Source organism: Methylobacterium mesophilicum SR1.6/6, from assembly GCF_000364445.2.
In the GTDB taxonomy this organism is placed as follows: Bacteria; Pseudomonadota; Alphaproteobacteria; order Rhizobiales; family Beijerinckiaceae; genus Methylobacterium; species Methylobacterium mesophilicum_A.
On the sequence record NZ_CP043538.1, the window covers coordinates 3,342,373 to 3,366,627 of the forward strand.

Sequence of the window (24,255 nt, forward strand, 5' to 3'; positions counted from 1 at the left end):
CTTTCCGGGATCAAGCGTTCTTACCGAGGAGCGGCAGGGCCCCTTGGGCGATGACGTACAGGCCGACCAGGATGACGAGGCCGGCGAAGGTGACGGTCAGGGCGCGCTTGCGCCCGGCTAGGCGCTGGCCGAGCCTTGATCCGACGAAGCCCCCGAGCACGCCGCCTAAGATGAACAGGCCGGCGAGCGGCCAGTCGATCAGGCCGGAGGCGGCGTAGCTCGCCGCGGTCGCCGCCCCGAAGGCGCTGACCGCGACCAGCGAGGTGCCGATGGCCATGGGCAACGGCATCGCTGTCGCCAGCATCAGGCCCGGCACGATCAGGAATCCCCCGCCGATGCCGAAGAAGCCGGAGAACAGGCCGACCGCGAGGCCGATGCCGAGGAGCCACGGCAGGAGCACCGGAGCACTGGCCTTGGTCAGGCGCACGTCCGGGTCGCCCTCGCCGCGCCGCTTGCGCAGCATCAGGCCGCCGACCACGAGCATGACGACCCCGAACAGGGCGAGCAGGCTCTTTCCGTCGACCGCCTTGGCGGCCGCCGAGCCGACGAGCGCGCCGAGGACCCCGGCGAGCGAGAACGCCGCCGCGCAGCGCCACTTCACGTTCCCGGCCCGCCATTGCGGGACGAGGTTGCCCGCCGCGCTGACCGAGACCGCCAGGGCGCTCGTGCCGATGGCAACGTGGGGCGAGGACACGCCGACCACGTAGGTCAGGAGCGGGACCGCGAGGATCGAGCCACCCCCACCGACGAGGCCGAGGATCACGCCTACGACCCCGCCCGAGCCGGCGGCGAGGCCGGATGTGAGGGGACCGGGCATCATGCGTCGGCTCCCAGCACGGCAGTCGGCTTCAGGCGCGCCGTCGGCACCAGGCGGAACAGCAGCATGCCGGCTACCATCGCCGCCACGAAGGTCGCGGCCTCGGCCGGGGCCACCGTCAGGATGGTGAGGGCAGGCCCGGGGCACAGGCCGGCCAGCCCCCAGCCGAGGCCGAAGATCGCGGCACCGGCGATCAGGCGTCTGTCGAGGTCGCGCCGGGCCGGGACGTCGAGCGTTGGCGCGAGCACCGGCCGGCCGCGCCGCCGTGCCAGGCGGTAGCCGGCGGCCGAGACCGCGACGGCGCCCGCCATGACGAGGGCGAGGCTCGGGTCCCAGCGTCCGGTCACGTCGAGGAAGGCCAGGACCTTGGCCGGGTCGGCCATGCCCGAGACGAGGAGGCCGAGGCCGAACAGGAGGCCGACGGCGAAGGCGGAAGCGGTCTTGGCCATGGCTCAGGCTCCGACGAGATGGCGCATGACGAGGACGGTCAGGACGGCGACGGCCATGAAGGTGCCGGTCGCGGCCAGCGAGCGGGGCGAGCCGCGGCCGATGCCGCAGACGCCGTGGCCGCTGGTGCAGCCGGCGCCGAGGCGCGCCCCAAACCCGACCAGCAGGCCCGCGAGGACCAGGATCGGGAACGACGCCCCGACCGTCACCGGCGGCGCGCTGCCCCCCAGGCCGGCATAGGCGAGCGGCGCCACGACGAGCCCCGCCACGAAGGCGGCCCGCCATCCGGTCTCGCGCGAGGGTGGGGCGAGCAGTCCGCCGAGGATGCCGCTGATGCCGGCGATGCGTCCGTTGAGGAGCAGGAACAGGGCCGCGGAGGTGCCGATCATGGCACCGCCGGCGAGGGCGCTGAAAGGCGTGAAGTCATCCATGGTGGTCGCTCCCAGGCGTTGGTCCGGTCCAGGTCCGGCTGGCCGCGGGGGACGCCGTCCCCTGCCAGGTCAAACATTAGATGTAGCTTAATTAGCAACATCTAATAGATAGGCAAGCGGGAAACTCACGGTCTGGCTTGGGGTGCGATGGGAGGGTGCGGTGGCGCACGGGCGCCCCCCGCCGACGGGATGCCGGCGGGGGGCTCGACGACTACCGTCCAAAGAGATCAGGGATGGACGTACGCGAACCCCATGCCCTGCAGGCGCGCCAATTCGGCGACGCCGCTCGGCACGAGGTCGTCCTCGCCGACGCCGTACAGGGTCCCGCGGTCGATCTTCCGCTCGCGCAGGGTGTTGGCGCAGACCAGGAACCGAACGCCCATCTCCTTGAGGGCGTCGATGCGGCCGGCGAGGTCCTTGTCGTTCGCCGCCAACTGGAACAAAGCGACCCCGTCGCCGAGGCTCACCACGCGGATCTCGACATGCGCCTTGCCCACGGCCTCGACGTGGTTGCGCAGGTTGCCGAGCAGGCGCTTGAAGTAGGCCGCTCCGTCCGGGCCGCCCCCGCCGTTGTGGTACACCACCTTCTGGTCGGCGTAGTAGCCGGCCGGCGCCTCCGAACCGGCGCGGACCGTCCCGATGCCCATGGTCGCGAGAAGGACCGCCAGCATCAGGCTCCTAAAGACCGTCGTCATCCGCCGCTCCGTCGTCCGTCAGGGGTTCGGGCGCCGCCGAGGCGCCGCGGGATAGGTCGTCGAGGCGGGCATGGTCCAACCCGTCTCCCCGGACCGGCCCGGCGTCGTCGCCGAGGCTACCGGTGGTCTCCGGCGCTGCCGGCCGCACGGCGTGTGCGGTGCCCTGCGACCCGAGCACGACGACCTTCGTGCCGGTGGGCACGCGGCGGTGCAGGTCGATGACGTCCTGGTTCAGCATGCGGATGCATCCGGAGGACACCGCCTCGCCGATGCTCCAGGGCTCGGTGGTGCCGTGGATGCGGTAGAGCGTGTCCTTGCCGTCCTTGAACAGGTAGAGCGCGCGGGCCCCGAGGGGATTGCGTGCGCCTCCGGGCATGCCCCCGGCCCAGCGCCCGTTCCGCTCAGGGTCACGCCGAAGCATGTCGGGGGTCGGCGTCCAGCGCGGCCACGACGCCTTTCGCGCGACCGTCGCCTCTCCGGTGAACTCGAAGCCGGCCTTGCCCACCCCGACCCCGTAGCGCATCGCCTTGCCGCCCTCCATGACAAGGTAGAGGAAGCGCCGGTAGGGATCGACCACCAGGGTACCAGGCGGCTGCCGGGTCGGATAATCGACGACCTGGCGGACGTTGCGGGCCTTCAGGTCGCGCGGATCGACCGCATCGACCGGGAATGGCTCGTCGTTGATGGCCGCGTAGCGGCGGACGGCGTCCACCGGAAGGCGCGGTCCCGCCTCGGCGACCGGCCCGGGGGCGCCCATCGATGCCGAACAGGCCCCGAGCGCTGCGGCGAGCGCCAGGATCGCCGGGAAGCGCAAGACCGGCCGCATCACGAGCGGCCCTTGGCGCGCGCCTGTGCCACCGCCTGCTTGAAGCCGTCGTAATCGAGGGCGGCAGCGACCTTCAGCGGGCCGATCAGGAAGACCGGCGTGCCCTGTAGGCCGAGGGCGTCCGCTTGGTCGAGGTTGCGCTGGAGCAGGGCCGCGATCTCGCCCTGGTGGGACGCCCGGTCCGACTCCAGCCGGGCCATGTCGACGCCCGAGGCGGACACCGCCTCAAGCATCCGCTCCTTCGTAATCTTGCGGCCGGGGATGCCCATCAGCGTGCGATGTACGTCGTCGTATCGGCCCTGGTACTTCGCCGCGAGGGCGAGCTGGGCGCCGTAGACGGAGGCGTCGCCGAGGATCGGCCAGTCCTTGTGGACGAGGCGGATGCGGCCGTCCGCCTTCACCAGCCGGAGCAGGTCCGGCTCGGCCTTCTTGCAGAAGGGGCAGTTGTAATCGAGGAAGGCGACGATGGTCAGGTCACCCTTCGGGTTGCCCGAGACCGGCGTCTCCGGGTCGTTGAGGATGGCGTTGGCGTCGATGCCCTCGGCACGGGCGGTGCCGACGGCCAGCCGCGCGAGGGCTGCGGCGGGCAGAAGGGCGAGCAGGGTCCTGCGGTCCACGACGGTCTCCTTGGATATGTCGAAAGGGGGATGGCTCAGGCGCCGACGAGGGTGAGACGGCGTTTCAGGTCCTCGACCGTGAGCTCGCCCTCGGCGCGGGCCCCCCGGACCTCGCCGCCATCGGGATGCATCAGGATGAGGGTCGGCGGTCCGACCACATCAAAGCGACGCATCAGGGCGCGGGTGTCGTCGTCGTCGCGGGTGACGTCGGCCCGGATGACCGAGACGGCCTTAAGCCGCTCTCGGATGTCGGCATCCGCCAGGGCCGTCCGCTCGTTCGTCCGGCAGACGGTGCACCAGTCAGCGGCGAACTCGACCAGTACCGGCTTGCCCTCTGCTCTGGCCTTCAGGAGGGCCGCCTCGAAGGCGGGAAGCGTCGACACTGTGCGGCTTCCGGCGACATGGTCCGGTTGCGAGTGGCCAAGGCCGGCGAGGGGGCGCAGCGGGTCGCTCGCGCCCGTGGCGGCGCCCAGCAGGAGGAGCCCCCCATAGGTGACGGCCACCAAGCCCGCCGCGCGACCGGCGCGTGACGGGCGGCCGTTCGCGGTGATCGCCGCGAGCGCCAGCCCGAGGCCGATGGCCAATACCGCCCAGAGAAGAAGCGACAGCCCGTCCGGCAGCAGGCGGGTCACGAGCGAGGCCGCGAGAGCGAGGAAGACGAAGCCGAAGGCCTGTTTCGCCCGTACCAGCCAAGGGCCGGATCGGGGCAGGATGCCGGCACCGAACGCGCCGACCAGCACCAGCGGCGCGCCCATCCCGAGGCCGAGGGCGAAGAGGGCCAGCGCCCCGCGCAGGACATCCCCCGTCTGGGCGACGTAGAGCAGGGCGGCGGCGAGCGGCGGAGTCACGCAGGGCCCGACGACGAGGGCCGAGCTGAAGCCGAGGAACGCGGCGCCGGCGACCGATCCCCCCTGCGCCGCCGGGGCGCCGAAGCGGGCCCGCCACCAGCGCGGCGCCTGCAGGTCGAATAGGCCGAACATCGACAGGGCGAGCACGACGAACGCGGTGGTCATCAGGCCGAGGGCGAGCGGGGTCTGGAGCGCAACCTGCAGGTTGCGACCGAGCCACGCCGCCGCGACGCCGAGGCTGGCATAGGCCGCCGCCATGGCGAGGACGTAGCTTCCGGACAGCGCGAGGCCCCGCCCCGGCGTAAGGCCTTGGCCCGAGCGGACGATCATGCCCGACAGGATCGGCACCATTGGCAGGACGCAGGGGGTGAACGCCAGCAGGAGGCCGAGCCCGAACATGCCCGCCAGGACGCCGACGAGGTTGCCGACGAGGAGGGCGGGCGGTCCGGCGGGGAAGACGTCCCGGCGGGTAGGCGCGGCGGCCGTTTCGCCTTCCGGGGTGGCTTCGCCGCCTTGGGACGCTCCGGCGCTGGTCAGGGCGGCGAGGTCCAGCCGCTTCGTGACCGGCGGATAGCAGATGCCCCTCTCGGCGCAGCCCTGGTAGCTCACCCGGACCTCACGCAGGCTGGCCAGCGCCGCACCGGGCACGATGGCCTCCACGGAGTCGTGGTAGACCTCGGTCGGCCCGAAGTTCGGGTCGTCCTTGGTCTGCGCAGGCGGCGTGCTGACGGGAAGCTCCGCGCCGGCACCGGCTTCGGCGCGGATCCTATCGCGGTAAAGGTAGGTACCCGGCGCGATGGCCCAGCGCAGGTGCAGTGAGAGGTTCGCGTCGCGGGTCGCGACCAGGGTGAAGGACGACTGCCGCGGGGTGACGTCCTGCGACCATCCCGGTGACCAGGGCGAGGCGCTGGCCCAGACCAGGGCGGCGAGGATGAGGTGGGCGAACACGTTCGGCATGGGCGGGGTCCGTATCGGCCCGCCGCGGGTCCGAAACGCAGCTTAAGCCAGGCTTAAGCCAGGCCCGCAGGATGCGGGACGGTCAGGGGGAGACACGCATGCGCATCCTCGTCGTTGAGGACGATCCCATCCTCTCGGACGGGCTCAGGGCGGGGCTCGGCCTCGGCGGGGCGACGGTCGATTGCGTCGGGACCTGCGCCGACGCCGACGCGGCGCTGGCCACGAGCGCGTTCTCGGCCATCGTGCTCGACCTGATGCTCCCCGACGGCTCCGGCCTCGACGTGCTGCGCGGCCTGCGCCGCCGGAAGGACCGGACGCCCGTCGTCCTTCTCACGGCGCTCGACGCGGTGGCCGACCGGATCGCCGGGCTCGACGGCGGCGCGGACGACTATCTCGGCAAGCCTTTCGACCTCGACGAACTCTCGGCCCGCATCCGCGCGGTGGTCCGCCGGGCCTCGGGGCGGGCCGCCGCCCTCCTGGAGCACGGCGGCATCCGGCTCGATCCCGGCAGCCTCGCCGTTACGGTCGACGGCGTTTCGGTCGGCCTGTCCAGGCGGGAGGTCATGGTGCTGGCGGCGCTGATGGAACGCCCGGACGTTCTCCGCTCCAAGGCCGAGTTGGAAGAGCGCCTCTACGGCTGGCAGGAGGAGGTCGAGAGCAACGCCGTCGAGGTCCACGTGCACAACCTGCGGGCCAAGATCGGCAAGCACGCCATCGAGACCGTGCGCGGCGTCGGCTACCGGATGAGGGCGCCGGCATGACATCCCTGCGCGTCAGGCTCTTCGCGATCCTGATCCTCGCGACCGGGCTGATCTGGCTCAGCGCGGTCGCCTGGATCTATCTCGGCTCGAAGCGCGAGGTGGAGCAGGTGCTCGACACCCGACTGCAGGAGGCCGCGCGCATGGTCGGCTCCCTCGTGGGAACGGTCGGCGCTTCGACTCCCGATGGAACACGCTCCACCATCCCTGTTCCGATGTCCTACGAGCGGCAACTGTCCTGCCAGATCTGGTCGCTCGACGGGCGCATGGTCGCGCGGTCGAGCGGGGCCCCGGAGCGGCGCCTATCCGACGCGCCGGCCGGCTTCTCCGAGCGCGAGGTCGACGGCGAGACGTGGCGGGTGTTCACCGTCGAGGACGCCGGGAAGGGCGTGCGCGTCATGGTCGGCGACCGCCTGGGCCTGCGCGAGCGCCTCGTCACCGATCTCATCATGGGCCTCGTCACCCCCGCGCTCCTCGTCGTGCCGTTCCTCGGGATGCTGATCTGGGCGAGCCTCGGGCGGGGCCTGCGCCCCCTGCGCCGGATGGCCCGCGACCTCGCGGGCCGCGACGCCGACGACATGAGCGCCATCGACGCCGGCCGGGCGCCTGCCGAGGTCCGGCCGCTGGCCGACGCCTTGAATGGGCTGTTCCACAAGGTCGAGGCGGCGCGCCGACACGAGCGGGAGGTGACCGCCTTCGCCGCGCACGAGCTGCGCACGCCGCTGGCAGGGCTGAAGACCCAGGCCCAGGTCGCCATGGCCACCACCGATCCGGACGTGGCGAGGGCGGCGCTCGGCCAGATCCTGGCGGCCGTGGACCGTACCACCCGCCTCGTCCGGCAACTGCTGGATGCCGCCAAGCTCGACGCGGCCGGGGAGATGCCGTCCCTGGCGGAGGTCGATGTGGGCGCGCTAGTGGCCGAGACCGTCGACGGGATGCGGGTGCCGCCCGAAGTCCGCACGGTGATCGACCCGGCGCTTCGCGGCTACACCCTGCGGGCCGATGCCGAGAGCCTGCGTCTGGCGGTCCGCAACCTGCACGAGAACGCCGTGCAGCACATGGAGGCCGGCACGGTGGAGTGGACCGCGCGAGCCGGTGGCGACGGTATCCTGGTGCGCGACGAGGGGCCGGGGATTCCTGCAGAGGAACTGCCCCACGTCACGACGCGCTTCTTCCGCGGGCGCCATAAGAGCGCGACGGGAAGTGGACTCGGCCTCGCCATCGCCGAGATGGCGTCCCGCCGGAGCGGACTGAGCCTGCGGCTGCGCAACCGGCCGGATCGCCCGGGGCTTGAGGCTGAGATCCTCCGTGTCTGATGCCGTCAGCCGAGTTCCGGGCAGAAGATGTCCTTGAGCGTCGCCAGCACGCGGGCGGCGCGGGGATCCTCAAGCCGGTAATGGAGCGTCTGGCTCTCGCGGCGGTACGCGACCAACCCGTCCTCACGCAGCTTTGCGAGGTGCTGCGAGAGGGCCGACTGACTGAGCTCGACAGCCTCGGCGAGGCTCGTCACGTCCATCTCGCCACGGGCGACCAGTAGGCACAGGATGAGCAGGCGCTTCTCGTTGGCGAGCAGCCGGAGCAGGCGCGCCGCGTCGCCGGCCTTGTCCTGGAGCCGCATCAGTTCGCTCGGCGTGACGGCGTCCATCGGCGGCGCTCCTGAATCAGTGGTCCCCGCTTATTTAGCTGATCCTAATATAGTGTGTCTATTCCGTCTGGCCATAACGGTGCATACCGGCAAGGTCACCGGTTCGGGCCAGAAACTCTCGTTTCAATGGAGCGTGCCACCCGCGCGGAAGGCGCCCATCATCACCGAAGCTGACCAGCACCTTTTGGCGTAGCTGGGTTGAGAAGGCCGTCCGCTTTCCAGGCCCCACTTGGAAGCAGCCATTCCGCTTACGGCCAATCTCAGAAAGGCTGCTAGGCTGCTAGGCTGCTAGGCTGCTAGGCTGCTATTGTTGCTAGAAACCTTCGCTGTCTAGCAACAATAGCAGCCTAGCAAGAATGGGCTATCAGCTCGCGACGACCCGAAAGGTTCGCGGGCGCTGAGCAGTCTCCCTAACGAGATGATGCTCAACCAGTTGAGCTAGGGCAGCCTCTGCCTCTCTTTTCGTCCGGGTCCTTGCCGGCCCAAGCTGCAGAATTTCGACGAACTCGGCCTCCGACCCCGGCCGCGAGGCTAGCCAATCGAGAAGCGCTTTAGCTTGAGTCAGGACCGGCTTGACGGGATGTGTATCACGAAGACGTCGAGCCTCGTAAATGTACCATAGAACCAGCTCACTCGCAGCAATCATCTCTTGCTCCGCAATGTGAGAGGCGTTGTGGTCGTTTACTAATGTCAGCACTCCAGCTATACGCGCAGCCTGCTCGGCGGCCTTCGCCGCAACATCTTTGACATCGGAAAACTGCCCATTTCGAGTTGATTGAATTTCGACCCAATCACTAAGCTCTACCCATAGACCTTCAGCTTCTTGCGTCATTGCTAGTTTGCGACGGCCCGCATCGACATCGGGACGAACATTTATCGTCGTCACCTGACCAAGAAGGCCCGACAAACGGTCAGTGTAGGCTGACAGGGATTGAGCGCTATTTTCTTGAGCAACTTTATGCAAGCGCGAGCCGACAATACTTTCCGGAGCGGCGATCAGAATGCGCGAGAGAAAACCTTGTTTGATAAGAACCTCGTCATTCAGAAATTTAGCTGAAATCTGCGGTTGAACCATTAAATGAAGCGACAGTCGGCGTTCTCTCAAAACATGAAGACCGTCAGATGCTCGAATTCGCTTATATGTCCCGCCATCCCAAAATAAACTGAGCCCGGCCGCAGTGTTAATCCTACTATCTCCCTTCATGCCGTAGCCGCCGATAAACTGACCTCCTTCTGTAGTAAACAGACCAATCGACCGCGGCAGTTTGTTCCACGCGTTTACGAGCCCCTCGAATGTTAGGTCATTGGGAATAAGTACTGGTTCGATAGGCCTCGCAGGCTCAGGACCCAGAGCGCGCAGCATTTCGGTGCGGGTGGCTGCATCAATATTCCTGTTGGTTCTAATCAAATTTTTTTCTATCTTCCGAGATTCACGGTCGCGCTCCCAAATCTCAAGAAAGTTTTTATAATTTTTTAGGGCTTTCTCTTCATGTTCTTTTATTGCCATACAAGCAAAAGCATCAGTAGCCGACTTCCTGTCGCCGCTCTCTGCCAATGTCACAAAAAATAAGCTTAGCGGCTTGGCCATGCCATTAGGGCCGATAGGCAATAGAACGTCTGCAAGATCTTGAATTATCAGCGCCGCCGCAGCTAAGACTGATTGTGCCGCAACTGCAATCGGGACCTGGACAATGTCCGCTATCGCGGAAGCGGCAGCGCTTAAATGGGTACCCAGGGCGTGCACCGGATAAGCCGCTGCCGCCTGCGATTCGGGCAGTAGGGGCAGGCTATCCGACGATGGGGACCTGCCGCCATCTTCCGCGGTCGCCCCAGCCCCAACCTGCTCTATCGACAATGTAGCCTCCTGAATTGCGCTCGCGGCAACGTCGCGGTGACGCACATCAAGAAGGCATGCCAAAGAGCCCGGTCAACAAATAAGCGAGCACAAGGTTAACATCCGGGAGGTTATACTATACACGCCCCCCGATATCGGCAAGTCCTCCTTTAAGATAGGGTTAACGTTTCGTGGAACCGCGCGTCACTTCAGCGCCTAATCTTTGCCCCATCTCCGACCGCAACATTCATTGCGAGCGCCTGGGAGCTCGCTAGTCGCTGGCCACCGCCGGCCGTTGCAAGTCAAGAAGCATTTTTTCTTTATAAATCAATGTTTTGCATCATTGCAATGCGCACACCGCTAATCTAATATCGCTAAATGGTGGCGGAGTAAGGCGTGCATGTCCGCAAATCCGGACTTTTTCGAATTTATGCGCAAGGGTCTCGGAAAGCGCCTTCACGACCTGCGCCATACTGGAGCCTCTGCCGACGAACGAACCATCAAGGGGTTGGGCATGGAGGTGTTGGCTGAAGCTACCATCGCCGGCCTATGCAGCGAGATATCCGACGACGACTGCGACAGCGTCGTTTCACGCGTTTGTGCCTATTTTTCTAGGCGTGGGACCACCAGACCCCGTCGGACGGCAACTAACTCGAACCAGAAGCTTTGGGACTACTTACTCCCATATTCCCGTCGGCTTGCGCTTACATCTGCACGGGGGAATAGCGGCGTTCCCGACCCCGTCTTTCTCAACCGCGAATTGCTTGCGCTTGTTGAAGCTTACCGAGCCAAGGCAGGGTATGCGGCGCTCGACGATGATGCGGACGGGGTGGTGGCTCGCCTGGTAGCGTACCGGGCAAAATGGCGACCGAGAGCGAAGGTTCTCAAGCCGCCAGCACCAAGACAAGGTGCAACTACTGCAGCGAGACGCGACCTTACACAGTCGGTTACAGATTTAGTGGATTATACCTCCGGGCCAGACCCAGAGCTCTACAGCAATCTACATAAAGACCGTCCCAGTTTAGCAATCTCGACCGGCAAACACGGCCAGGTCGGAGGGAGGAAAACGCGGCTTATGCGACCCTCGTCAGGCGCGATCCACGACGTGATCGCCGAACGGGCCACTCGGCAGTCGCAGCCGGCGCCGAGCCGCTCTGCGGTGGCAGCAGTGATAAGAAAACGATATGGCGCGCCGGACCGTGAAGCGCGCTTGCTTGCGTTACCTGCCCCAAGCCAGAAGGCTTACCGCATTCTTGCAGCATCACTTCCTGATAAGCGGATCAGCACGGTCAATGCTCTCGAATTGGCTGAGCAGATATGGGGAGTAACAACATGTGCGTCGACGCGCCGAAGCCACCGCAAGCGTTTAAGTGACGCTCTCGCCATCCTTACAGGGGCACGGGTCGACCTAAACGCGGCCCTTATTGACGAACTCGTCGTAGTCGGTCGAGGGCGGAAGTTGCCCAGTGACCTAAGTCGGGCGGCACTAGGAAAGCTACGTACGATTGATGCTGGGCGCGTTACCTATGAAAGCGGGATCTGGGCCACACGCGAAGGTGAAGTAGCAAAGGCGTTTCTACGGCTCATCGCCCAGCAAGCGAAGGCAGACGATGTTGAGCGGTTAATGCGTTTTCAGGGAAGCGAGGCAACCGCATTCGCGCTTTCGATCCTGCGCCGTGAGCCGAAAGGACTTCAGAATCCGATCGCATATTTGGAAGAGGTCGTCCGCGCGGCGTCACATTCTATTTACCAGCCATCTGTCGCTCAATCGCTGCGCGGCATGAGGCCCGCAGTCGGTTGGCCGGAAGCAGTCTCCGCCGCAGAGGCTCTTCTAGCCGTCGTCGAGGCAGTCTCCGAAAAGGAGTGTTTGATCGTGGGATGGCGATTGCTCTGTGCGGCCTCCCGCGGGGATCCGGGTCGGATTGAAGCGCTCGGATGCACCATCGCCCAGATCGAGGATCCAGAAACGCTCGACAGGTTTCTGACGCCTATACGCAGATAAATGGGCAAAGCGCAGCGCAAAAGTTAGTGCTCGCATAAAGTCAACGCCGCCAGCTCGCTGAAGCTTTTTGCGTTGCATTACCATCCCCCCTTTGGGAGCGGCCTGGGCTCGTTCACGCGTTTGTGAACAAGCCCAGGAACGACGTTTGAAGCCTCTCTGATTGGTCCAGCGTCATGAGCCGTGAAAAATGACCTCGGCACACGGGACCTGGCATACGCGACGGCTTTTGGTGCCTTCCTGAGGTCCATTCACGTCTTTGCTGGCCATCTTTGCAGCCCCTGCATCGGTTGAACAATTTAGATAAAGCTGCGTAGACAGATGGATCGAAAGTGTCATGATATTCCAAGTTAATATCGACTTGGAGAAAAAACATGCTTTTCGACATCGATGATATACCGCTAATTATACGGCCCGCGCAGGAAAGCGTTCGCGTTCAATTGCAGCGAAAGATTGCACCGAAATCGCAACAGCTTTGCCTATTCGACTTCGCTATCTCGAAAGCGCCCGCGCTCAAATCTCAGAAGCGGGCCAAAAGCTGAGACGGCCTGTCAGCGGGCCCCGATCGATGCGGGCCTCTTCGACCACGAGGACTGACCCACAATGGTCGGTAGGGGCAGCGAAGATATGCGCCCCCAATCCCAATCGGTACGCCCGCACTAGGGAAGCGAAATGCACAAGGGTATCATTTCCGAACGCGATCGCCGCGACCAGGAGCGCGAGCGCAGGATCGCAAAGGGTCGCGCTGTCCGGGCCGCAGAGACCGCCCGGGCCGAGACCCTCGTCGCCGAGGCCGGCCGCACGGGTAATGGGGGGCCGCCTGACCTCAAGGCGGCCGCGGAGGTCCGGGCGATCGGGGAGCTGCTCTACGGCAGCCGCTGGGTCACGGAGCTGGCCGAGATCGTCGCGGAGAACCCCAGGCAGATCCGCAGGTGGCTGGCCGGCGATGCCGAGGTGCCGCGGCGGGCCCTGGCATGGGCGCGCCAGGAAGCGCGGAAGCGGGCCGCGGCACTCATAGGGCTCGTGGGCGAGGAGGCCTAGAACCCCACGAAGCCAGAGGATCCCGGCTCGTCCGGATTTGCGGACGCCTCTGGCTCGGGCGCGCTCCAGGCCGCGACGAGCTCCTCAACGGGATCGGCCGGCGGATCCGCGCGGCGCGCTCCGATCCTATAGAACCGACCCTCGGTGCGTATCCATCCGGGGCCCTGCGCGATGATCGGCGACGTGATGGCCGGCCCTGCCCCGAGCAGGGGATGTCCGGTGACGCGGCCGTACACCGCCGGCTCACCAGTCCCCGGGTAGGTCGTCTCGCTCCACTGGTCGATGAACGGGGCATCGGCCAGCTGCGCCGCCGTCGGCCGCCACCCCGACGCCAGCAGGTCCGCATCCCGCGCCGCGTCGGCCCGGCGGCGTGCGATCTCGGCGAGGCTCAGGCGGCGCAGGCGCATCGTGGATCTCCTCGGCTGCAGGATCGGCCCGGGCCGTGAGAGGCACCAGTCAGTGGCACAGGCCGCCCTGCAGCCGCCGGTACTCCGTGTCCGCGTGCCGGAGCGTGCCGTCCTCGCGCAGCAGGAAGTCGGTGACGTAGGGGGATCCCCGATCGCTGAATGAGTTCGTGAAGCAGCGGGCGGCCCGAAGCTGCCCGCCGGTGACCAGGGCCCCGTGGCATTCCTCGCCGTCGATCGAGATCTCGCCGGGGGCGGGGCCGACGAAGATGGGCGCGCCGCCCTCGGGGCCGGCGGCGCAGTATGTGCCGGGCGCGGGGAGGCCCGTCGCGGCGACGAGGGCGAGGATCGCGAGGCTACGCATGACGAGATCTCCTGGATGATTACCGGGCGGACTTGGCGCTGGCGTGGATGTCGCATCGGCACTTGGCCCACCCACCGCGCCGGATGCGGCCTGGACGCCCGCAGTCCTCGCAGATGAAGGCCGACAGATGCTCCAAAGTTGAGATGACGTTCTTGGTGTATTCGCAGCTCTCCTCGGCGCTCCAATACCAGCGGGCGCTGCCGAACTTCTCCTTGGTCTGCTGTGTCTTGAAATTGCGAGGCACCCCGCGCTCGCGGATCGCTACCGCTCCGGCCTCGAAAAGCCATGACCATCCGGGGCCAACGCCAGGGTCGTCCTCAGTGAACAGCTTGGGGAACCGCTGACGCAGGGTGTCCCGCCAGTTCGCCGGGCAGCGCGGAGTGCCGTGCGCCCACCGCGCCGCGAGCGTTCTGCTGAGCAGATCGAGCAGCATCGGGCCGGAAGGGGGGCCGAGCGAGACGTAGCCGGCCCCCGAAACGATGCGTTCTCGCTCGGCGGGCATACCCGGGGCCTGCCAGCGGACGCGGGGGCCGATTGGCGATGGCTCGACGCCGAGGATCTTGAGGGTCTCGACCCCCTCGTATCCGACGAGCGAGTAGCTGCAGACAGTCCGGAATTCGTCTTCGATCATGACGGCGACCCCCTCAGTGCGGCATGCGGCGGGCGAGGACGTCGCGGCTCGCGACGATCGTCTCGACCATGCGGCGCAGCGGGCGCAGGCTGCCCCCGCTCCATGGGATCGCGTCGAGCTCTTCAGGGTCGAGGTCCGGGCACCACACTTCATCGAGGCCACGATCCCGGCGCAGATCCGCGAGGAGCGCCGCGGCCACGATCGGGAGGTCCTCCGCGCGAGGGGCTAGCCAGTAGATCGGGGGCGCCCGGTCGAGCAGGGGCTGCACGATCCCCGAGAGGGAATTGGCCGTGAGGATGTGCGTGACGGCGCTGAGATCCAGCGCGCATTCGAGGGCCGGGTCGTGGATCGCCCTGGACGTAGTCTCCAGATAAGGGAGGATCGTCTCGTCGAGACGGCCCCACCGGCGGCTGTTGCCCGCCTTCTCAACCTCGTCGACCACGACACCGTGGCTGGCCGTCCCAAAGCGAATGCATCCCTGTGCCGGAACTGACAGGCGCCAGGATCCCCACTGCCTGCTCGTGCCCGCGTAGCTGCCCCCGTCCATTTGTCCTGCCGCGCTGTAGACGGTGACGCCGAGGCCAGCCTCTTCGAGCACCGCACGGGCAAAGGCCGTCTTTCCGAGACCGGGACCGCCTACGAGGATCCGCGGCCGAAACCTTGCGAAAGGGGCGCCGACGAGGTCCATCGCGTAGGCATCGATAGCTTCGCCCGCCCATGGGAAACGGGCGCGCAGTGCGGCGGCGAAGGCCGCCGGGTCTGGCGTCCGGACGAGAGGCATGGGCTTCTCGGCCCACGGCTCGGCTAGGGCGCGTGGGCTGTCCCCGCGGTCGATTGCGCTCGTCGAGGGCTTGGGGAGATGCCGTAGAGATGGGATGACCACGAGCGTCTGCGCCGGCCGCGCCGCCACCGAGCCGGGCTTGTCCCAGTCCTCAGGAATGTGCGGGGGATCCAGCCCGACGAGCGCGGACAGTTCGGCCTGCATGCCGGCGCCCCCGCGGAGGATGTCGTCCTCCGCGGCGATCGCATCCTCGGCCTTCGCGATGATGGCAAACGAGGCCATCCAGAACCGCGCACGCTGATCGAAGGACGCAAGCCGAGGGTAGAGCGGCCCGGGCTTGTACTCGACGTCCGTCGCATCGGCCTGCGCGTCGCTCGCGAAAAGGCACGCCGCGCGGAATGCCAGGTGCCCCTGCGCGCAGCCGTCCGTGCTGTCGCCAGTGCCGATGTGCATGACGGCACTGTCGAGGCACGCGGCCGCGCACTCCGCGCTCGCGGCCGGGCAGCCAAGCGCGGCCACATTGAACGCCAGCAAATTGTCAGCATCCCGACAGGCAAACTCGGCGCCCTGCGGAACCTCGCGCCGCAGGGCCTGCCGCACGCGGCGGAGCTTTCCGACCGTCGGCCGCTCGATCGCCCGCGCGATCTGGAGCCCGAGGTCATCGGGTAGCTCGTAGGCCTGCAACCGCTTGAGGATCATTTGAGCGTCGACCCGGGCATCCCAGGCGACGAATTCCCCGCCCCTGATGCGATCCCCCCGATCGAGTGGGGACATCGGCTCCTTGGGGCCGCAGTGCAGGACCGGGTTCAGGATGACCGCGCGCAGGCGGGCCCACGCCGTGGGGCGCTTGGAGTCGTCGGACATTGGGGGGGTGCTCGCTGGAAACGGAGGATGCGCAGGCACGCCGAGCGGTTGGCTCAGGCGGCGGTGGCTATCTCTCGTTTCGAGTGGCGAGCGGTCACGGCGGGGATCCTTCCGGTCAGGCTGTCAATCTGCCTGAGGGAGCCCTCCGGGGCAATGACAGGGTGCTGAGATGGTTAGGTTTTCCCTGGGCGACGGCTTCGCCATGGCGTCGAGCGATGCCGCATCAAGATGTTGCCCGCGCGGTCTGGCGGCACGGGGACCACCCATCTACGGTGCCGAAACGGTGACGGCGGCAGCTCGCTTACAGCGCGGTGGACGGGGCAAAACGGTCGTCGCTTCGTTGTCGATGCAGTGGTACGATAGAGTCATCGAAAACTGAGGGTGCACGTTAGTGATGGTTGTGAGGTAAAGTGGCGGATCTCAAAAAAATACGCCAAGAAATTGCTGAAGAATATGCCGCCCCGCATCAGCATCCGTGGGTGATCGGGTTCTCGGGCGGTAAGGACAGCACCCTCGTAACCCATCTCGTGTTCGAGCATCTGCTCAACATCCCTCGCTCTCAGAGAACGAGGGATGTCCATATCGTTGCCAACGATACGTTGGTCGAGAGTCCGCTGGTGGTGAACCATCTGCGAGAGGTGACGTCCGACATTCGGGAGGCGGCCGAGGCCTTCGGGCTACCAGTGACCGTCACCATCACTTCGCCGGAGCCCGACAAGTCTTTCTGGGTCAACCTGATCGGGCGCGGATACCCCCCTCCGAACAGGACGTTCCGCTGGTGCACGGATCGAATGAAGATCCAGCCTACCAGCAAGTACATCCGTGAGCGGGCGAGCGCGACGGGTCAGGTCATCCTGCTGTTGGGGGTCAGGCGAACCGAGAGCGCAACGCGTGCGTCAACGGTCGCCCGGTACGACAACGGCGAGAGACTGAACCGACACAACGACTTGATCGAGTGCATGGTCTTCCGCCCCATCGTGGAGATGTCCACGAAGGAGGTCTGGGAGGTCCTGGCGCTGTCGGATCCGCCGTGGGGAGGCAGCCACGCCCGGCTGATTAAGCTCTACAGCGACGCGACCGGCGGCGAATGCCCCGTCATGACGCAGAAGAACGAGGTCGCGGCCTGCGGCACCTCCTCATCCCGGTTCGGCTGCTGGACCTGCACGGTCGTCGACAAGGATCGCAGCCTGGAAGGGTTCGTCGAATCCGGCTTCGCGGAGTTTGGTCCCCTTCTCGACTTCAGGGACTGGATCGCTTCCATCCGTAGCGACCCCTCACGGCGGATGGCCCGGCGGCGGACCGGGCAGGTCACCATTACTAACGACGGCGTTTTCGTGCCGGGGCCGTTCACCCCCGACACGCGACGTGAGATCCTCAAACGCTTGTTGAAGTTGCAGGCGGAGGTGGCGCAGCCCTTGATCACGGACGAAGAGCTCGACTTGATACACAGCATATGGGCAGAGGACGCCATCATCATATCGAAGGCGGCAACCAGAGAACTGGTGCCGCATCGCTTCTGAGGGGGAAGCATGTCGCGTAACGTAGTGGTCATCCTTGACCAGAAGGAGGGCCGCAATCTCGTCAAGCGGCTCTGTCGCAAGCACGGAGTTCGCATCGCTGAATTCGAGGAACTAGTTCAAGCGCAGGTCAATCAGGTCGGCAAGCAACGTCGCAGAAGCATGTGGGCAGAATTCGACGACATCCTCGACCGCATGGACGAGGAGCCCGACCATGTATCTTAAGTCGATCCAGCTTCGTGAGTGGAAAGCCTACGCCCTCGCCAAATTTGATTTCCCGGCGCCACGCGCTGGCAAGAACATCGTCCTCATCGGCGCTCAGAATGGCTACGGTAAAACTAGCTTGTTCGAGGCGGTGGTGCTGGGCTTGTTCGGCAAGGACGGCATGCCGCTCATCGCCCGTGCGGGCTTCAAGGAGATAGGCGAAGAGCGTCAGAACACGACGTACCGTGCGTTCCTTGAGAAGGCGGTCAATAACGTCGCAATTCGCAATGGTCGAGCCACCTGTTCCGTAACCCTGACCTTCGGCCTCGACGAGGAGGACGAGGAAATCGAGATCAAGAGGATCTGGTCCTTCACGGATAGCGGCAATTTCAAGCCAGCCGACGAGGAAGTACAGATCTTCGAAGGAAGCAAGCGTAAGCCGGTAGGTCCCGGTCACAATTACAGTGACGACCGAGGCGAATGGTTCAGGGACTACATCGCGAAGAAGTTCCTTCCATACTACCTAGCGGCCTTCTTCATGTTCGACGGCGAGACGGTCAGCTCGTTCGCAGAGCGCGAGATGGGCGCCCAGGTGCGCAGCGGGATCCAGGGCCTGCTCGGCATCCCCGTCCTCCGCGATCTGGCGATTGACCTTCGTGGGTACGCCAAGAGCCGCCGCCAGGATACGCCGGCAGGCTCGGACGCAACGCTCGGAAAGCTGGAGGCTGAGCGAGAGGCGCTGAACGAGCAGCTCTCGAAAGCTCAGGCTCGCCTCGACGAGATCGAGCCGAACCTGCTGAGCATGACGCAGGAGCGCGAGCGTATCACCCGTGAACTCGACAGCTTCGGGTCAGGCTCGCAGGCGGAGTTCCAGGAGCAGCTCTCGAACCTCAATCGCTACAACATCGAGGCGGAGAAGGCACAGGACAGCCTCCACGCCCTTCTCGGCACTGACATCGCCTTGTCTCTCGCCGGGCAGCAGCTTCGTCACGAGCTGAAGGATCAGCTGCGGCGGGAACAGGTTCGGGAGGAGTGGGAAGCGGGGAAGGCTCAGGGCGACAAGAACCTTGAAAAGTTTGTGGACCTGTTCGGCGCTGCGGTCGGCCAAGTGAAGCCGGACCTCGCGCCCGAGCAAGTTGACGGGGTGCGGGAGGCTATCGGAGGCTGCTGGGAAGCGCTCTGGCACCCGCCTCCGGCGGATGCGGCCGACACGATCCTGCACGTCCATCTTACAGCATCGGATCGCAGGCGAACGACACAGAAGCTTGACGAGATCGACGACCTCGGTGCGTCGCCGATCCTGGCCCTTCTCGATACGATCGCGGACAACGAGTCCGAGGCGGCCCGCATCAAGGATGCGATCACCCGCCTCGAAGGCGTTGCCCCGCAGCTCGACGCGAAGCGTGAGCGTCTGCGTGAGCTCCTTGCTGAGATCGACGTCGCCAACCGTGAGATCGGATCCCTGCGTAACGAAGTGACCTACATCACCGGGCAGATCGAGAATCGGAACAAGGTCATCGCCAGTATCGGCGCGGCCCTGGACCAGGCGCAGCCGGCGCTGCGCCGCGCAACGCGGGCGGACCGCGTCGCCGCCCTCATCGACGAGATCGTCCAAGCGGCTGTGCCGAGCCAGATCGAGGACATCGCAACGGCGATGACCGAAGGCTACCGCACGATGGCCCACAAGAAGGATCTCGTCGAGCGCGTGACGATCGACGAGGACTGCAACGTCAAGCTTCTGAACAAGCGTGGCGACGATGTCCGAGACCTGGACCTGTCCGCCGGCGAGAAGCAGATCTTCACACAGTCCCTCATCTCGGCGGTGGCAGAGGTTTCGGGGCGCACGTTCCCGATGCTGATCGACACCCCCCTCGGCCGCCTCGATGTAGACCATCGGCGCGGGGTGCTGAAGCACCTCACCCAGCGCGAGGGACAGGTCATCCTCCTGTCGACCAATACCGAGGTCGTCGGGGAATATTACGAGCTGGTGCGCCCCCACGTTCTAAGGAGCATGCTGATCAAGCATGAGGACGTGGAAGGTGCCGGCAAGTCGACGCCGGTCGACGGTTACTTTGAGCTTGGTACACGCTGATGGCGCTGACCCTCGTGGATGTGGCAGGCGGTAACTTCCGAACCGAGGAGGATGCCGACGAGCTCAACAACAAGTTCATGCAGCGGCTCGGGATCAAGTCGCGCTTCATCCCGGCCCGCCTCGCCATCGCCCGTTCGCTCGCGGCGCAGGGGATCCCGCCGGCCGTCCCCTACTCGGCTGAGATGGGCAAGGCGATCAAGGGCGACACGCTGTTCGGCACTGGGGCGAACCTCTCCACGTGGATCGCCCTCATCACCCAGAAGAACGGCGGAAACATCACGAGCCTGAAGGACCTTCTGGGCGTCGTGGCAGCCCACTGGGCCCGAGGCTTGTCGCTTCTCGACACCGAGTGGGGACACGCCGAGGGACAGGAACCCGCCTTCGTCCGACGCCTGGTGGAAGTCGCCGGACTCCCGATGACGGGGGGATCGGGCCTGGGCGGACCACTGGGGAGGGTCGACTTCTCGTCCTCGCCGGGACCCATCCCCGTGCCGATCGGCGAGGTCTCGACCGATGCGACGACCAAGACGTTCATCGAGTGGGTTTTAAACGGACCCGGCGGCAGCCCGCACTCGGCGATCATGGGCGGCGTTGGCTCCGGCAAGACCCGAACCGCCGTCGCCATGCTGAAGGCGATCCGGAAGCGTTCGAATGCGCCCTTCCTGGCCTTCGATTTCAAGGGCGACCTCGGCACCGATGCCGACGGCAAGGGCTACGCGCTGGACAAGGTGTTCGGCGCAACTGTGATCCAACCTCCTCGGACACCGATTCCGCTCAACGTCCTCGCCCTTCGGTCGACCGACGATATGACGTTGTCGGAGGATGCCATGCGCTTCCGCGACTCCTTCGGCCGGCTTAAGGGTTCGACGCTCGGTGCCAAGCAGAGGACGGCCGTGTTTGACGCGGCACAGACTGCCTTACGGACCCAGCACCCGTGCGAGCTCCACCACATCCGCGACGCGCTCCAGGCCGTCTACGCGCAGAAGAATATGCCCGAGGACGGCGCTACCTCGGCCCTGGAGGACATCTGCCGGTTCCCGCTGTTCAGCCCGACGCTGTCGCCGGCTGAGTTTTTCTCGAAAAGCTGGATCATAAGGCTTCCGCAGGAAGTGCCGGAGGCGAGCCGAAGCCTCGTCGTCAATCTAATGCTCGACGCCCTCGACACCTACCTGAACAGCCTCCCAGATGCGCCCATGGAGGATAGCGTTCACCGCTCCTTGCGCATGGTCTGTGTCATCGACGAGGCTCATCGGATCCTAGGGAGCAAACTGCCCTCGTTGTCTAACCTCATCCGCATGAGCCGCTCAAAGGGAGGGGCCATAATGCTGATCTCGCAGTCGCCCGATGACTTCTCAGGCGAGGATGACGAGTTCCTAAGCGAGATGGGGCTCGTTGGGGCGTTCGCATCGAACGCACGCCCCAATGCCGTGACGAAAATCTTCGGCAAGGGAGTCAACCTGTCGAAGCTCGTCACAGGGCAATGCGTGATGAAGATGCGCGGCGAGGATGCCGCTCGGAAGGTCGTCAGCTGGCAGCGATGACGCAACTTGGATGACCATAGACGGGTCGTACAGGCCAAAATCAGGCTGCGCGATTTGTTTATTGTTTCAAGGATTCGCAGCCCCGGCTGCAGGAGATAAGCTTATCAGCGCCTCGCTGAGGCTACGAACGGATCCGATGGTTTGAGATGAAAGCGTTCCTGGAGGGCCTCGGCGTCCTTGAAATGAGAAGGATCGTCTGTCAGCCAGTGCCTGCGAGGTGGGTCGCCTTTCACGGTAGGGCTGACCTGCAGTGGCAGCCATTTCCATTCAACGCCGCTGCATTGCAATATATTCCTCAGCAACCAGGTTTCTACTGCTTTTTCGTCGGACCGCCCCCTGCCGCGCTGCCGCAGGTAGGGTATCCAATGTATCTTGGGAAAACCGAGCGCACCCTTCGCACACGCTTCGCGGAGTATCTTCGCGAGCAGGATAACGATGCCGGCAGGGTTCACGTACGTAAGTTCCTCAATGTATTCGAGAACGAACTTACGTTCATGTGTACGCACTTCGCCGGAACTCCACAGGAGGTCAAGGCGACCGAGACAGCGTTACTTAATGCAATGATGCCGGCCTACAGTGATTCCGGCTACAGCGCCGAAATCCGGGCACCAAGAGGAGCTTGGCAATAATGCCCGAACCCTTGTTCCTGCCAGCTTTGCAAGGCTCCTTCGGCGATTGGACATATTATTCTGCTCTAGTCCGCCTCAGCGATATTGTCGAGCGCGTTGGCTACGCGACGCCGTTGCATGAAAACGCAGGTTTGGCCGGGCAAATTCAGAGGCGCCTTGACGATCGCGCGCGGGCCGACGATATAGCCGAGTACCTCATTAGAAATGATGACAGGTTCTTCAACGCCCTAGTGATCGGTGTTCTTGGGGGCCAGCCAGAATGGCATCCGTTTTCTTTGTCTAGCAGACAAGGCGAACACGATCTTGGTGCAGTGACCGAGCGTGATCAAGACTTGGTTGGGTACCTCCAACTCAGTGGCGACGAAACCCTGTTTGCTCTCGATGGCCAGCATCGTTTGGCGGGTATCAGGCGCGCCCTTAATGAGCAGCCCGCTTTAGGCAACGAGAAGCTAACGCTACTTTTCGTTCCCCACATGGCCACAGCGGCAGGAATCATCCGGACAAGGACTTTGTTCATATCACTGAACAAGAAAGCCGTCCCGGTTAAACGTAAGGACATCATCATCCTCGATGAAGTTGATTTGGCCGCAATCATAAGTCGTCGATTAATCGACACTAATCCAAAATTTAATCGCAGCATTGTCGACGTTGATCGTTTTGGCAATGCGATCCCGGCTCGCTCCTCATTTTGGACTACCATCGGTAATTTTTATGATGCAAATAAAGTAATAATTGAAAACATCATCGAAGGACGCGTGTCAGCTGAGCTTGATGACGCAAAGAAGGTCCGGTTGCCCGAGGATCGTATCGCGTTCTACCAAGCTGGCGTCGTCGATTTTTATGATCGTCTCTCTGCTATCGAGCCGCTCCTGGCGCGGATTTTCGGGGCGGAACCTGAAATCGTCGGCCCGGCGGTCGTTGCCGCTCGCTCTGTCGACAACCCGCGGCTGCTAGCACGACCGGTCGGCCTCAAGATTATTACCAAAGCCGCAGCCGAGCTGCGCGAACGGTACACTCTTGCGGAAACCTTCGTCGAGTTGGGGCGCGTCCCCCTACTCATGAACAGGACACCGTTCGCGAACGTCATCTGGGATGTCGATCGCGGCAGGATGGATACCTCGGGGCAAGCTCTCGCATCCCGCCTCCTGTCCTATATGCTTGGGTTGTCACCGTTTGATGCACGTCTTCGACAAAGCTACGCCGATTGGTTCGGAGAGGATGTAGCCGCGGTCCGTGCACCACGGCGCCTTCGGGCGGCTTGATCTTAAGCCGGGGCTGGCTTCGGCTGCGTGTAGCCCGTCTGCTGTGCGGCGACCTGTTTGAAGCGAGCTGGGCCCGTATCCTGTCAACGGGCTCGGACAGCTGACCCGGTGTTAGCGCCGGTTTACAGAGCCAGAGAGTGTGGTTCGACTCCACACCCGGGCACCACACACAAACCGACACATAAATTTCAGGAAGATTTCACGGCGCCCTCGACGGCGGCCGCCGCGGCCCGGGCTTCGTCCCCGTGCGGGACCACCTCGTTCGCCAGGGCACGCCCCGTGACCGCGTCAGCCACGATGATCGTGGACCGCTCCGTCCCGACGAGCACGCTCACGCTGAGCTCGACGCGCTGGCCGCTGCCGGGGCCGTCCTCGACGGGATAGCGGTCATCGGCCTCGGGGATGTCGTCGAGTTGGTAGCCGGGTCCGCTCGGCTGGGATGCCATGATCCCGGCCATCTCGTCGTCGGAAAGGTCCTCGGCCCGCAACGCGATCCGGCCGCCCGGCGGGATGGCCCTGGCCACGAGGCGGACACGGTCCGGCCAGATGAGGCCTTCGTGCCCGAGGCGCTCGACGCCCCAGGGCTGCGGGGGATCCTGCTCGGCGCCGGCATCGCGCCACAGGCCGACCGGCTCGGCGGCGAGCCCGTCGATCGACGCCCACCAGTGCTCTGCGCTCTCGCCGATCGTGACGCCTTCGGGGCGGGGCTCCATGCCGGCGAGGACGCGGAGGCTCTCGGGCGGGTAGCTGTCGTCTGGCATGCTCAGACCTCTTCGCCGCGCGCGTTCCGCCCGAGCGCGTCCCGGACGTCATCGACGAGCCACACGGTCAGCGCGCGGTAGACCTCCTCCTCAGTCTCGGCGTGCCGGCACATCGCCGGGTCGCCTCGGCCGAGCCGCTGGAGCACCCGCACGGCGAGATCAGACGCCCCGGCGAGGCGGGCGCGCGCCACCAGGTCGAGGGCCTCGTCGACAAGGGTCGGCTCGTCGTCGTCGTCGATCATGAAGGGATTCTCGCGCCGGGCGGGGCGGCGGGCAAGCCTGGACGGGTG

Annotated in this window: 25 protein-coding genes and 1 tRNA gene; 11 read left to right on the forward strand and 15 right to left on the reverse strand. The window is 65.2% G+C overall.

What is annotated here, in order from left to right:
• Positions 1–10: 10 nt before the first annotated feature.
• The 7 genes from MMSR116_RS15910 to dsbD form a co-directional block, all read right to left on the reverse strand.
• Complete coding sequence (locus MMSR116_RS15910) at positions 11–820, reverse strand: sulfite exporter TauE/SafE family protein (protein WP_010682122.1); 810 nt, start codon at positions 818–820, stop codon at positions 11–13.
• A complete protein-coding gene (locus MMSR116_RS15915) occupies positions 817–1,266 on the reverse strand; it encodes a DUF6691 family protein (protein WP_010682121.1) in 450 nt (149 codons plus the stop codon). Before MMSR116_RS15915 ends, MMSR116_RS15910 begins: the two co-directional genes overlap by 4 nt.
• A gap of 3 nt (positions 1,267–1,269) precedes the next feature.
• On the reverse strand, positions 1,270–1,695 hold the full coding sequence (locus MMSR116_RS15920) for a YeeE/YedE family protein (RefSeq protein ID WP_010682120.1): 426 nt from the start codon (positions 1,693–1,695) through the stop codon (positions 1,270–1,272).
• A 227-nt stretch (positions 1,696–1,922) separates the two neighbouring features.
• The gene (locus MMSR116_RS15925; RefSeq protein ID WP_039892200.1) at positions 1,923–2,390 is read right to left on the reverse strand and encodes a DsrE family protein; all 468 of its coding nucleotides are present in this window, start codon (positions 2,388–2,390) and stop codon (positions 1,923–1,925) included.
• Complete coding sequence (locus MMSR116_RS15930) at positions 2,374–3,216, reverse strand: L,D-transpeptidase (protein ID WP_010682118.1); 843 nt, start codon at positions 3,214–3,216, stop codon at positions 2,374–2,376. Before MMSR116_RS15930 ends, MMSR116_RS15925 begins: the two co-directional genes overlap by 17 nt.
• On the reverse strand, positions 3,216–3,833 hold the full coding sequence (locus MMSR116_RS15935) for a DsbA family protein (protein WP_010682117.1): 618 nt from the start codon (positions 3,831–3,833) through the stop codon (positions 3,216–3,218). The genes MMSR116_RS15930 and MMSR116_RS15935 overlap by 1 nt, the downstream gene beginning before the upstream one ends.
• A gap of 35 nt (positions 3,834–3,868) precedes the next feature.
• Positions 3,869–5,638, reverse strand: a complete 1,770-nt coding sequence (gene dsbD / locus MMSR116_RS15940) for a protein-disulfide reductase DsbD (RefSeq protein ID WP_010682116.1) — start codon at positions 5,636–5,638, stop codon at positions 3,869–3,871.
• A 98-nt stretch (positions 5,639–5,736) separates the two neighbouring features.
• Between dsbD and MMSR116_RS15945 the strand changes: the two genes are divergently transcribed.
• Positions 5,737–6,399: a response regulator gene (locus tag MMSR116_RS15945; protein WP_010682115.1), complete on the forward strand. Its 663-nt coding sequence runs from the start codon at positions 5,737–5,739 to the stop codon at positions 6,397–6,399.
• The gene (locus MMSR116_RS15950; protein ID WP_010682114.1) at positions 6,396–7,712 is read left to right on the forward strand and encodes an ATP-binding protein; all 1,317 of its coding nucleotides are present in this window, start codon (positions 6,396–6,398) and stop codon (positions 7,710–7,712) included. Before MMSR116_RS15945 ends, MMSR116_RS15950 begins: the two co-directional genes overlap by 4 nt.
• Positions 7,713–7,717: 5 nt before the next feature.
• Here the strand turns inward: MMSR116_RS15950 and MMSR116_RS15955 are convergent, their stop codons facing one another.
• Positions 7,718–8,041 (reverse strand): ArsR/SmtB family transcription factor, encoded by a 324-nt coding sequence (locus tag MMSR116_RS15955; RefSeq protein WP_010682113.1) that lies wholly within the window; start codon positions 8,039–8,041, stop codon positions 7,718–7,720.
• 364 nt (positions 8,042–8,405) lie between these two features.
• Positions 8,406–9,896: a DUF3987 domain-containing protein gene (locus tag MMSR116_RS15960; RefSeq protein ID WP_010682112.1), complete on the reverse strand. Its 1,491-nt coding sequence runs from the start codon at positions 9,894–9,896 to the stop codon at positions 8,406–8,408.
• 379 nt (positions 9,897–10,275) lie between these two features.
• On the opposite strand from MMSR116_RS15960, the gene MMSR116_RS15965 reads away from it, so the two are divergent.
• Entirely contained in the window at positions 10,276–11,877 is a 1,602-nt protein-coding gene (locus MMSR116_RS15965) for a hypothetical protein (protein WP_158168888.1), read from the forward strand.
• A 669-nt stretch (positions 11,878–12,546) separates the two neighbouring features.
• Positions 12,547–12,915 carry a hypothetical protein gene (locus tag MMSR116_RS15970; RefSeq protein WP_010682109.1) on the forward strand — a complete coding sequence of 123 codons (369 nt, stop codon included), beginning with the start codon at positions 12,547–12,549 and terminating at the stop codon, positions 12,913–12,915.
• Here MMSR116_RS15970 and MMSR116_RS15975 read toward each other — a convergent pair.
• From MMSR116_RS15975 to MMSR116_RS15990, 4 genes are read right to left on the reverse strand one after another with little or no spacing between them, the layout of a single operon-like run.
• The gene (locus tag MMSR116_RS15975) at positions 12,912–13,322 is read right to left on the reverse strand and encodes a DUF6634 family protein (RefSeq protein WP_010682108.1); all 411 of its coding nucleotides are present in this window, start codon (positions 13,320–13,322) and stop codon (positions 12,912–12,914) included. The two genes, MMSR116_RS15970 and MMSR116_RS15975, sit on opposite strands and share 4 nt — an antisense overlap.
• A 49-nt stretch (positions 13,323–13,371) precedes the next feature.
• Positions 13,372–13,683, reverse strand: coding sequence for a hypothetical protein (locus MMSR116_RS15980; RefSeq protein WP_010682107.1), 312 nt, complete (start codon positions 13,681–13,683; stop codon positions 13,372–13,374).
• Between the two features lie 19 nt (positions 13,684–13,702).
• Positions 13,703–14,314: a hypothetical protein gene (locus MMSR116_RS15985; protein ID WP_010682106.1), complete on the reverse strand. Its 612-nt coding sequence runs from the start codon at positions 14,312–14,314 to the stop codon at positions 13,703–13,705.
• A 13-nt stretch (positions 14,315–14,327) separates the two neighbouring features.
• Positions 14,328–15,695 (reverse strand): AAA family ATPase, encoded by a 1,368-nt coding sequence (locus tag MMSR116_RS15990; protein WP_158168890.1) that lies wholly within the window; start codon positions 15,693–15,695, stop codon positions 14,328–14,330.
• 674 nt (positions 15,696–16,369) lie between these two features.
• Between MMSR116_RS15990 and dndC the strand changes: the two genes are divergently transcribed.
• From dndC to MMSR116_RS16025, 7 genes are all read left to right on the forward strand, one after another.
• Positions 16,370–17,479, forward strand: a complete 1,110-nt coding sequence (dndC, locus tag MMSR116_RS15995) for a DNA phosphorothioation system sulfurtransferase DndC (protein ID WP_010682104.1) — start codon at positions 16,370–16,372, stop codon at positions 17,477–17,479.
• A 9-nt stretch (positions 17,480–17,488) separates the two neighbouring features.
• The gene (locus MMSR116_RS16000; protein ID WP_010682103.1) at positions 17,489–17,701 is read left to right on the forward strand and encodes a DNA modification system-associated small protein; all 213 of its coding nucleotides are present in this window, start codon (positions 17,489–17,491) and stop codon (positions 17,699–17,701) included.
• Positions 17,691–19,772, forward strand: coding sequence for a DNA sulfur modification protein DndD (gene dndD, locus MMSR116_RS16005; RefSeq protein ID WP_010682102.1), 2,082 nt, complete (start codon positions 17,691–17,693; stop codon positions 19,770–19,772). Before MMSR116_RS16000 ends, dndD begins: the two co-directional genes overlap by 11 nt.
• Positions 19,772–21,313: a DndE family protein gene (locus MMSR116_RS16010; RefSeq protein ID WP_010682101.1), complete on the forward strand. Its 1,542-nt coding sequence runs from the start codon at positions 19,772–19,774 to the stop codon at positions 21,311–21,313. Before dndD ends, MMSR116_RS16010 begins: the two co-directional genes overlap by 1 nt.
• Positions 21,314–21,459: 146 nt before the next feature.
• Entirely contained in the window at positions 21,460–21,942 is a 483-nt protein-coding gene (locus MMSR116_RS16015) for a hypothetical protein (RefSeq protein WP_158168892.1), read from the forward strand.
• Positions 21,942–23,204 carry a DGQHR domain-containing protein gene (locus MMSR116_RS16020; protein ID WP_010682099.1) on the forward strand — a complete coding sequence of 421 codons (1,263 nt, stop codon included), beginning with the start codon at positions 21,942–21,944 and terminating at the stop codon, positions 23,202–23,204. Before MMSR116_RS16015 ends, MMSR116_RS16020 begins: the two co-directional genes overlap by 1 nt.
• Positions 23,205–23,294: 90 nt before the next feature.
• A tRNA-Cys gene (locus MMSR116_RS16025) sits at positions 23,295–23,370 on the forward strand.
• Positions 23,371–23,392: 22 nt separating this feature from the next.
• Here the strand turns inward: MMSR116_RS16025 and MMSR116_RS16030 are convergent.
• Positions 23,393–23,965, reverse strand: a complete 573-nt coding sequence (locus MMSR116_RS16030) for a hypothetical protein (RefSeq protein WP_010682098.1) — start codon at positions 23,963–23,965, stop codon at positions 23,393–23,395.
• A gap of 2 nt (positions 23,966–23,967) precedes the next feature.
• A complete protein-coding gene (locus MMSR116_RS16035) occupies positions 23,968–24,207 on the reverse strand; it encodes a hypothetical protein (RefSeq protein ID WP_010682097.1) in 240 nt (79 codons plus the stop codon).
• Positions 24,208–24,255 lie beyond the last annotated feature (48 nt).

Excerpts from the sequence above, each read along its gene's own strand:
- MMSR116_RS15910 (WP_010682122.1), bottom strand. The coding sequence starts at position 820 with ATGATGCCCGGTCCCCTCACATCCGGCCTCGCCGCCGGCTCGGGCGGG.
- MMSR116_RS15915 (WP_010682121.1), bottom strand. The coding sequence starts at position 1,266 with ATGGCCAAGACCGCTTCCGCCTTCGCCGTCGGCCTCCTGTTCGGCCTC.
- MMSR116_RS15920 (WP_010682120.1), bottom strand. The coding sequence starts at position 1,695 with ATGGATGACTTCACGCCTTTCAGCGCCCTCGCCGGCGGTGCCATGATC.
- MMSR116_RS15925 (WP_039892200.1), bottom strand. The coding sequence starts at position 2,390 with ATGACGACGGTCTTTAGGAGCCTGATGCTGGCGGTCCTTCTCGCGACC.
- MMSR116_RS15930 (WP_010682118.1), bottom strand. The coding sequence starts at position 3,216 with ATGCGGCCGGTCTTGCGCTTCCCGGCGATCCTGGCGCTCGCCGCAGCG.
- dsbD (WP_010682116.1), bottom strand. The coding sequence starts at position 5,638 with ATGCCGAACGTGTTCGCCCACCTCATCCTCGCCGCCCTGGTCTGGGCC.
- MMSR116_RS15945 (WP_010682115.1), top strand. The coding sequence starts at position 5,737 with ATGCGCATCCTCGTCGTTGAGGACGATCCCATCCTCTCGGACGGGCTC.
- MMSR116_RS15950 (WP_010682114.1), top strand. The coding sequence starts at position 6,396 with ATGACATCCCTGCGCGTCAGGCTCTTCGCGATCCTGATCCTCGCGACC.
- MMSR116_RS15955 (WP_010682113.1), bottom strand. The coding sequence starts at position 8,041 with ATGGACGCCGTCACGCCGAGCGAACTGATGCGGCTCCAGGACAAGGCC.
- MMSR116_RS15965 (WP_158168888.1), top strand. The coding sequence starts at position 10,276 with ATGTCCGCAAATCCGGACTTTTTCGAATTTATGCGCAAGGGTCTCGGA.
- MMSR116_RS15970 (WP_010682109.1), top strand. The coding sequence starts at position 12,547 with ATGCACAAGGGTATCATTTCCGAACGCGATCGCCGCGACCAGGAGCGC.
- MMSR116_RS15975 (WP_010682108.1), bottom strand. The coding sequence starts at position 13,322 with ATGCGCCTGCGCCGCCTGAGCCTCGCCGAGATCGCACGCCGCCGGGCC.
- MMSR116_RS15980 (WP_010682107.1), bottom strand. The coding sequence starts at position 13,683 with ATGCGTAGCCTCGCGATCCTCGCCCTCGTCGCCGCGACGGGCCTCCCC.
- MMSR116_RS15985 (WP_010682106.1), bottom strand. The coding sequence starts at position 14,314 with ATGATCGAAGACGAATTCCGGACTGTCTGCAGCTACTCGCTCGTCGGA.
- MMSR116_RS16000 (WP_010682103.1), top strand. The coding sequence starts at position 17,489 with ATGTCGCGTAACGTAGTGGTCATCCTTGACCAGAAGGAGGGCCGCAAT.
- dndD (WP_010682102.1), top strand. The coding sequence starts at position 17,691 with ATGTATCTTAAGTCGATCCAGCTTCGTGAGTGGAAAGCCTACGCCCTC.
- MMSR116_RS16010 (WP_010682101.1), top strand. The coding sequence starts at position 19,772 with ATGGCGCTGACCCTCGTGGATGTGGCAGGCGGTAACTTCCGAACCGAG.
- MMSR116_RS16015 (WP_158168892.1), top strand. The coding sequence starts at position 21,460 with ATGAAAGCGTTCCTGGAGGGCCTCGGCGTCCTTGAAATGAGAAGGATC.
- MMSR116_RS16020 (WP_010682099.1), top strand. The coding sequence starts at position 21,942 with ATGCCCGAACCCTTGTTCCTGCCAGCTTTGCAAGGCTCCTTCGGCGAT.
- MMSR116_RS16030 (WP_010682098.1), bottom strand. The coding sequence starts at position 23,965 with ATGCCAGACGACAGCTACCCGCCCGAGAGCCTCCGCGTCCTCGCCGGC.
- MMSR116_RS16035 (WP_010682097.1), bottom strand. The coding sequence starts at position 24,207 with ATGATCGACGACGACGACGAGCCGACCCTTGTCGACGAGGCCCTCGAC.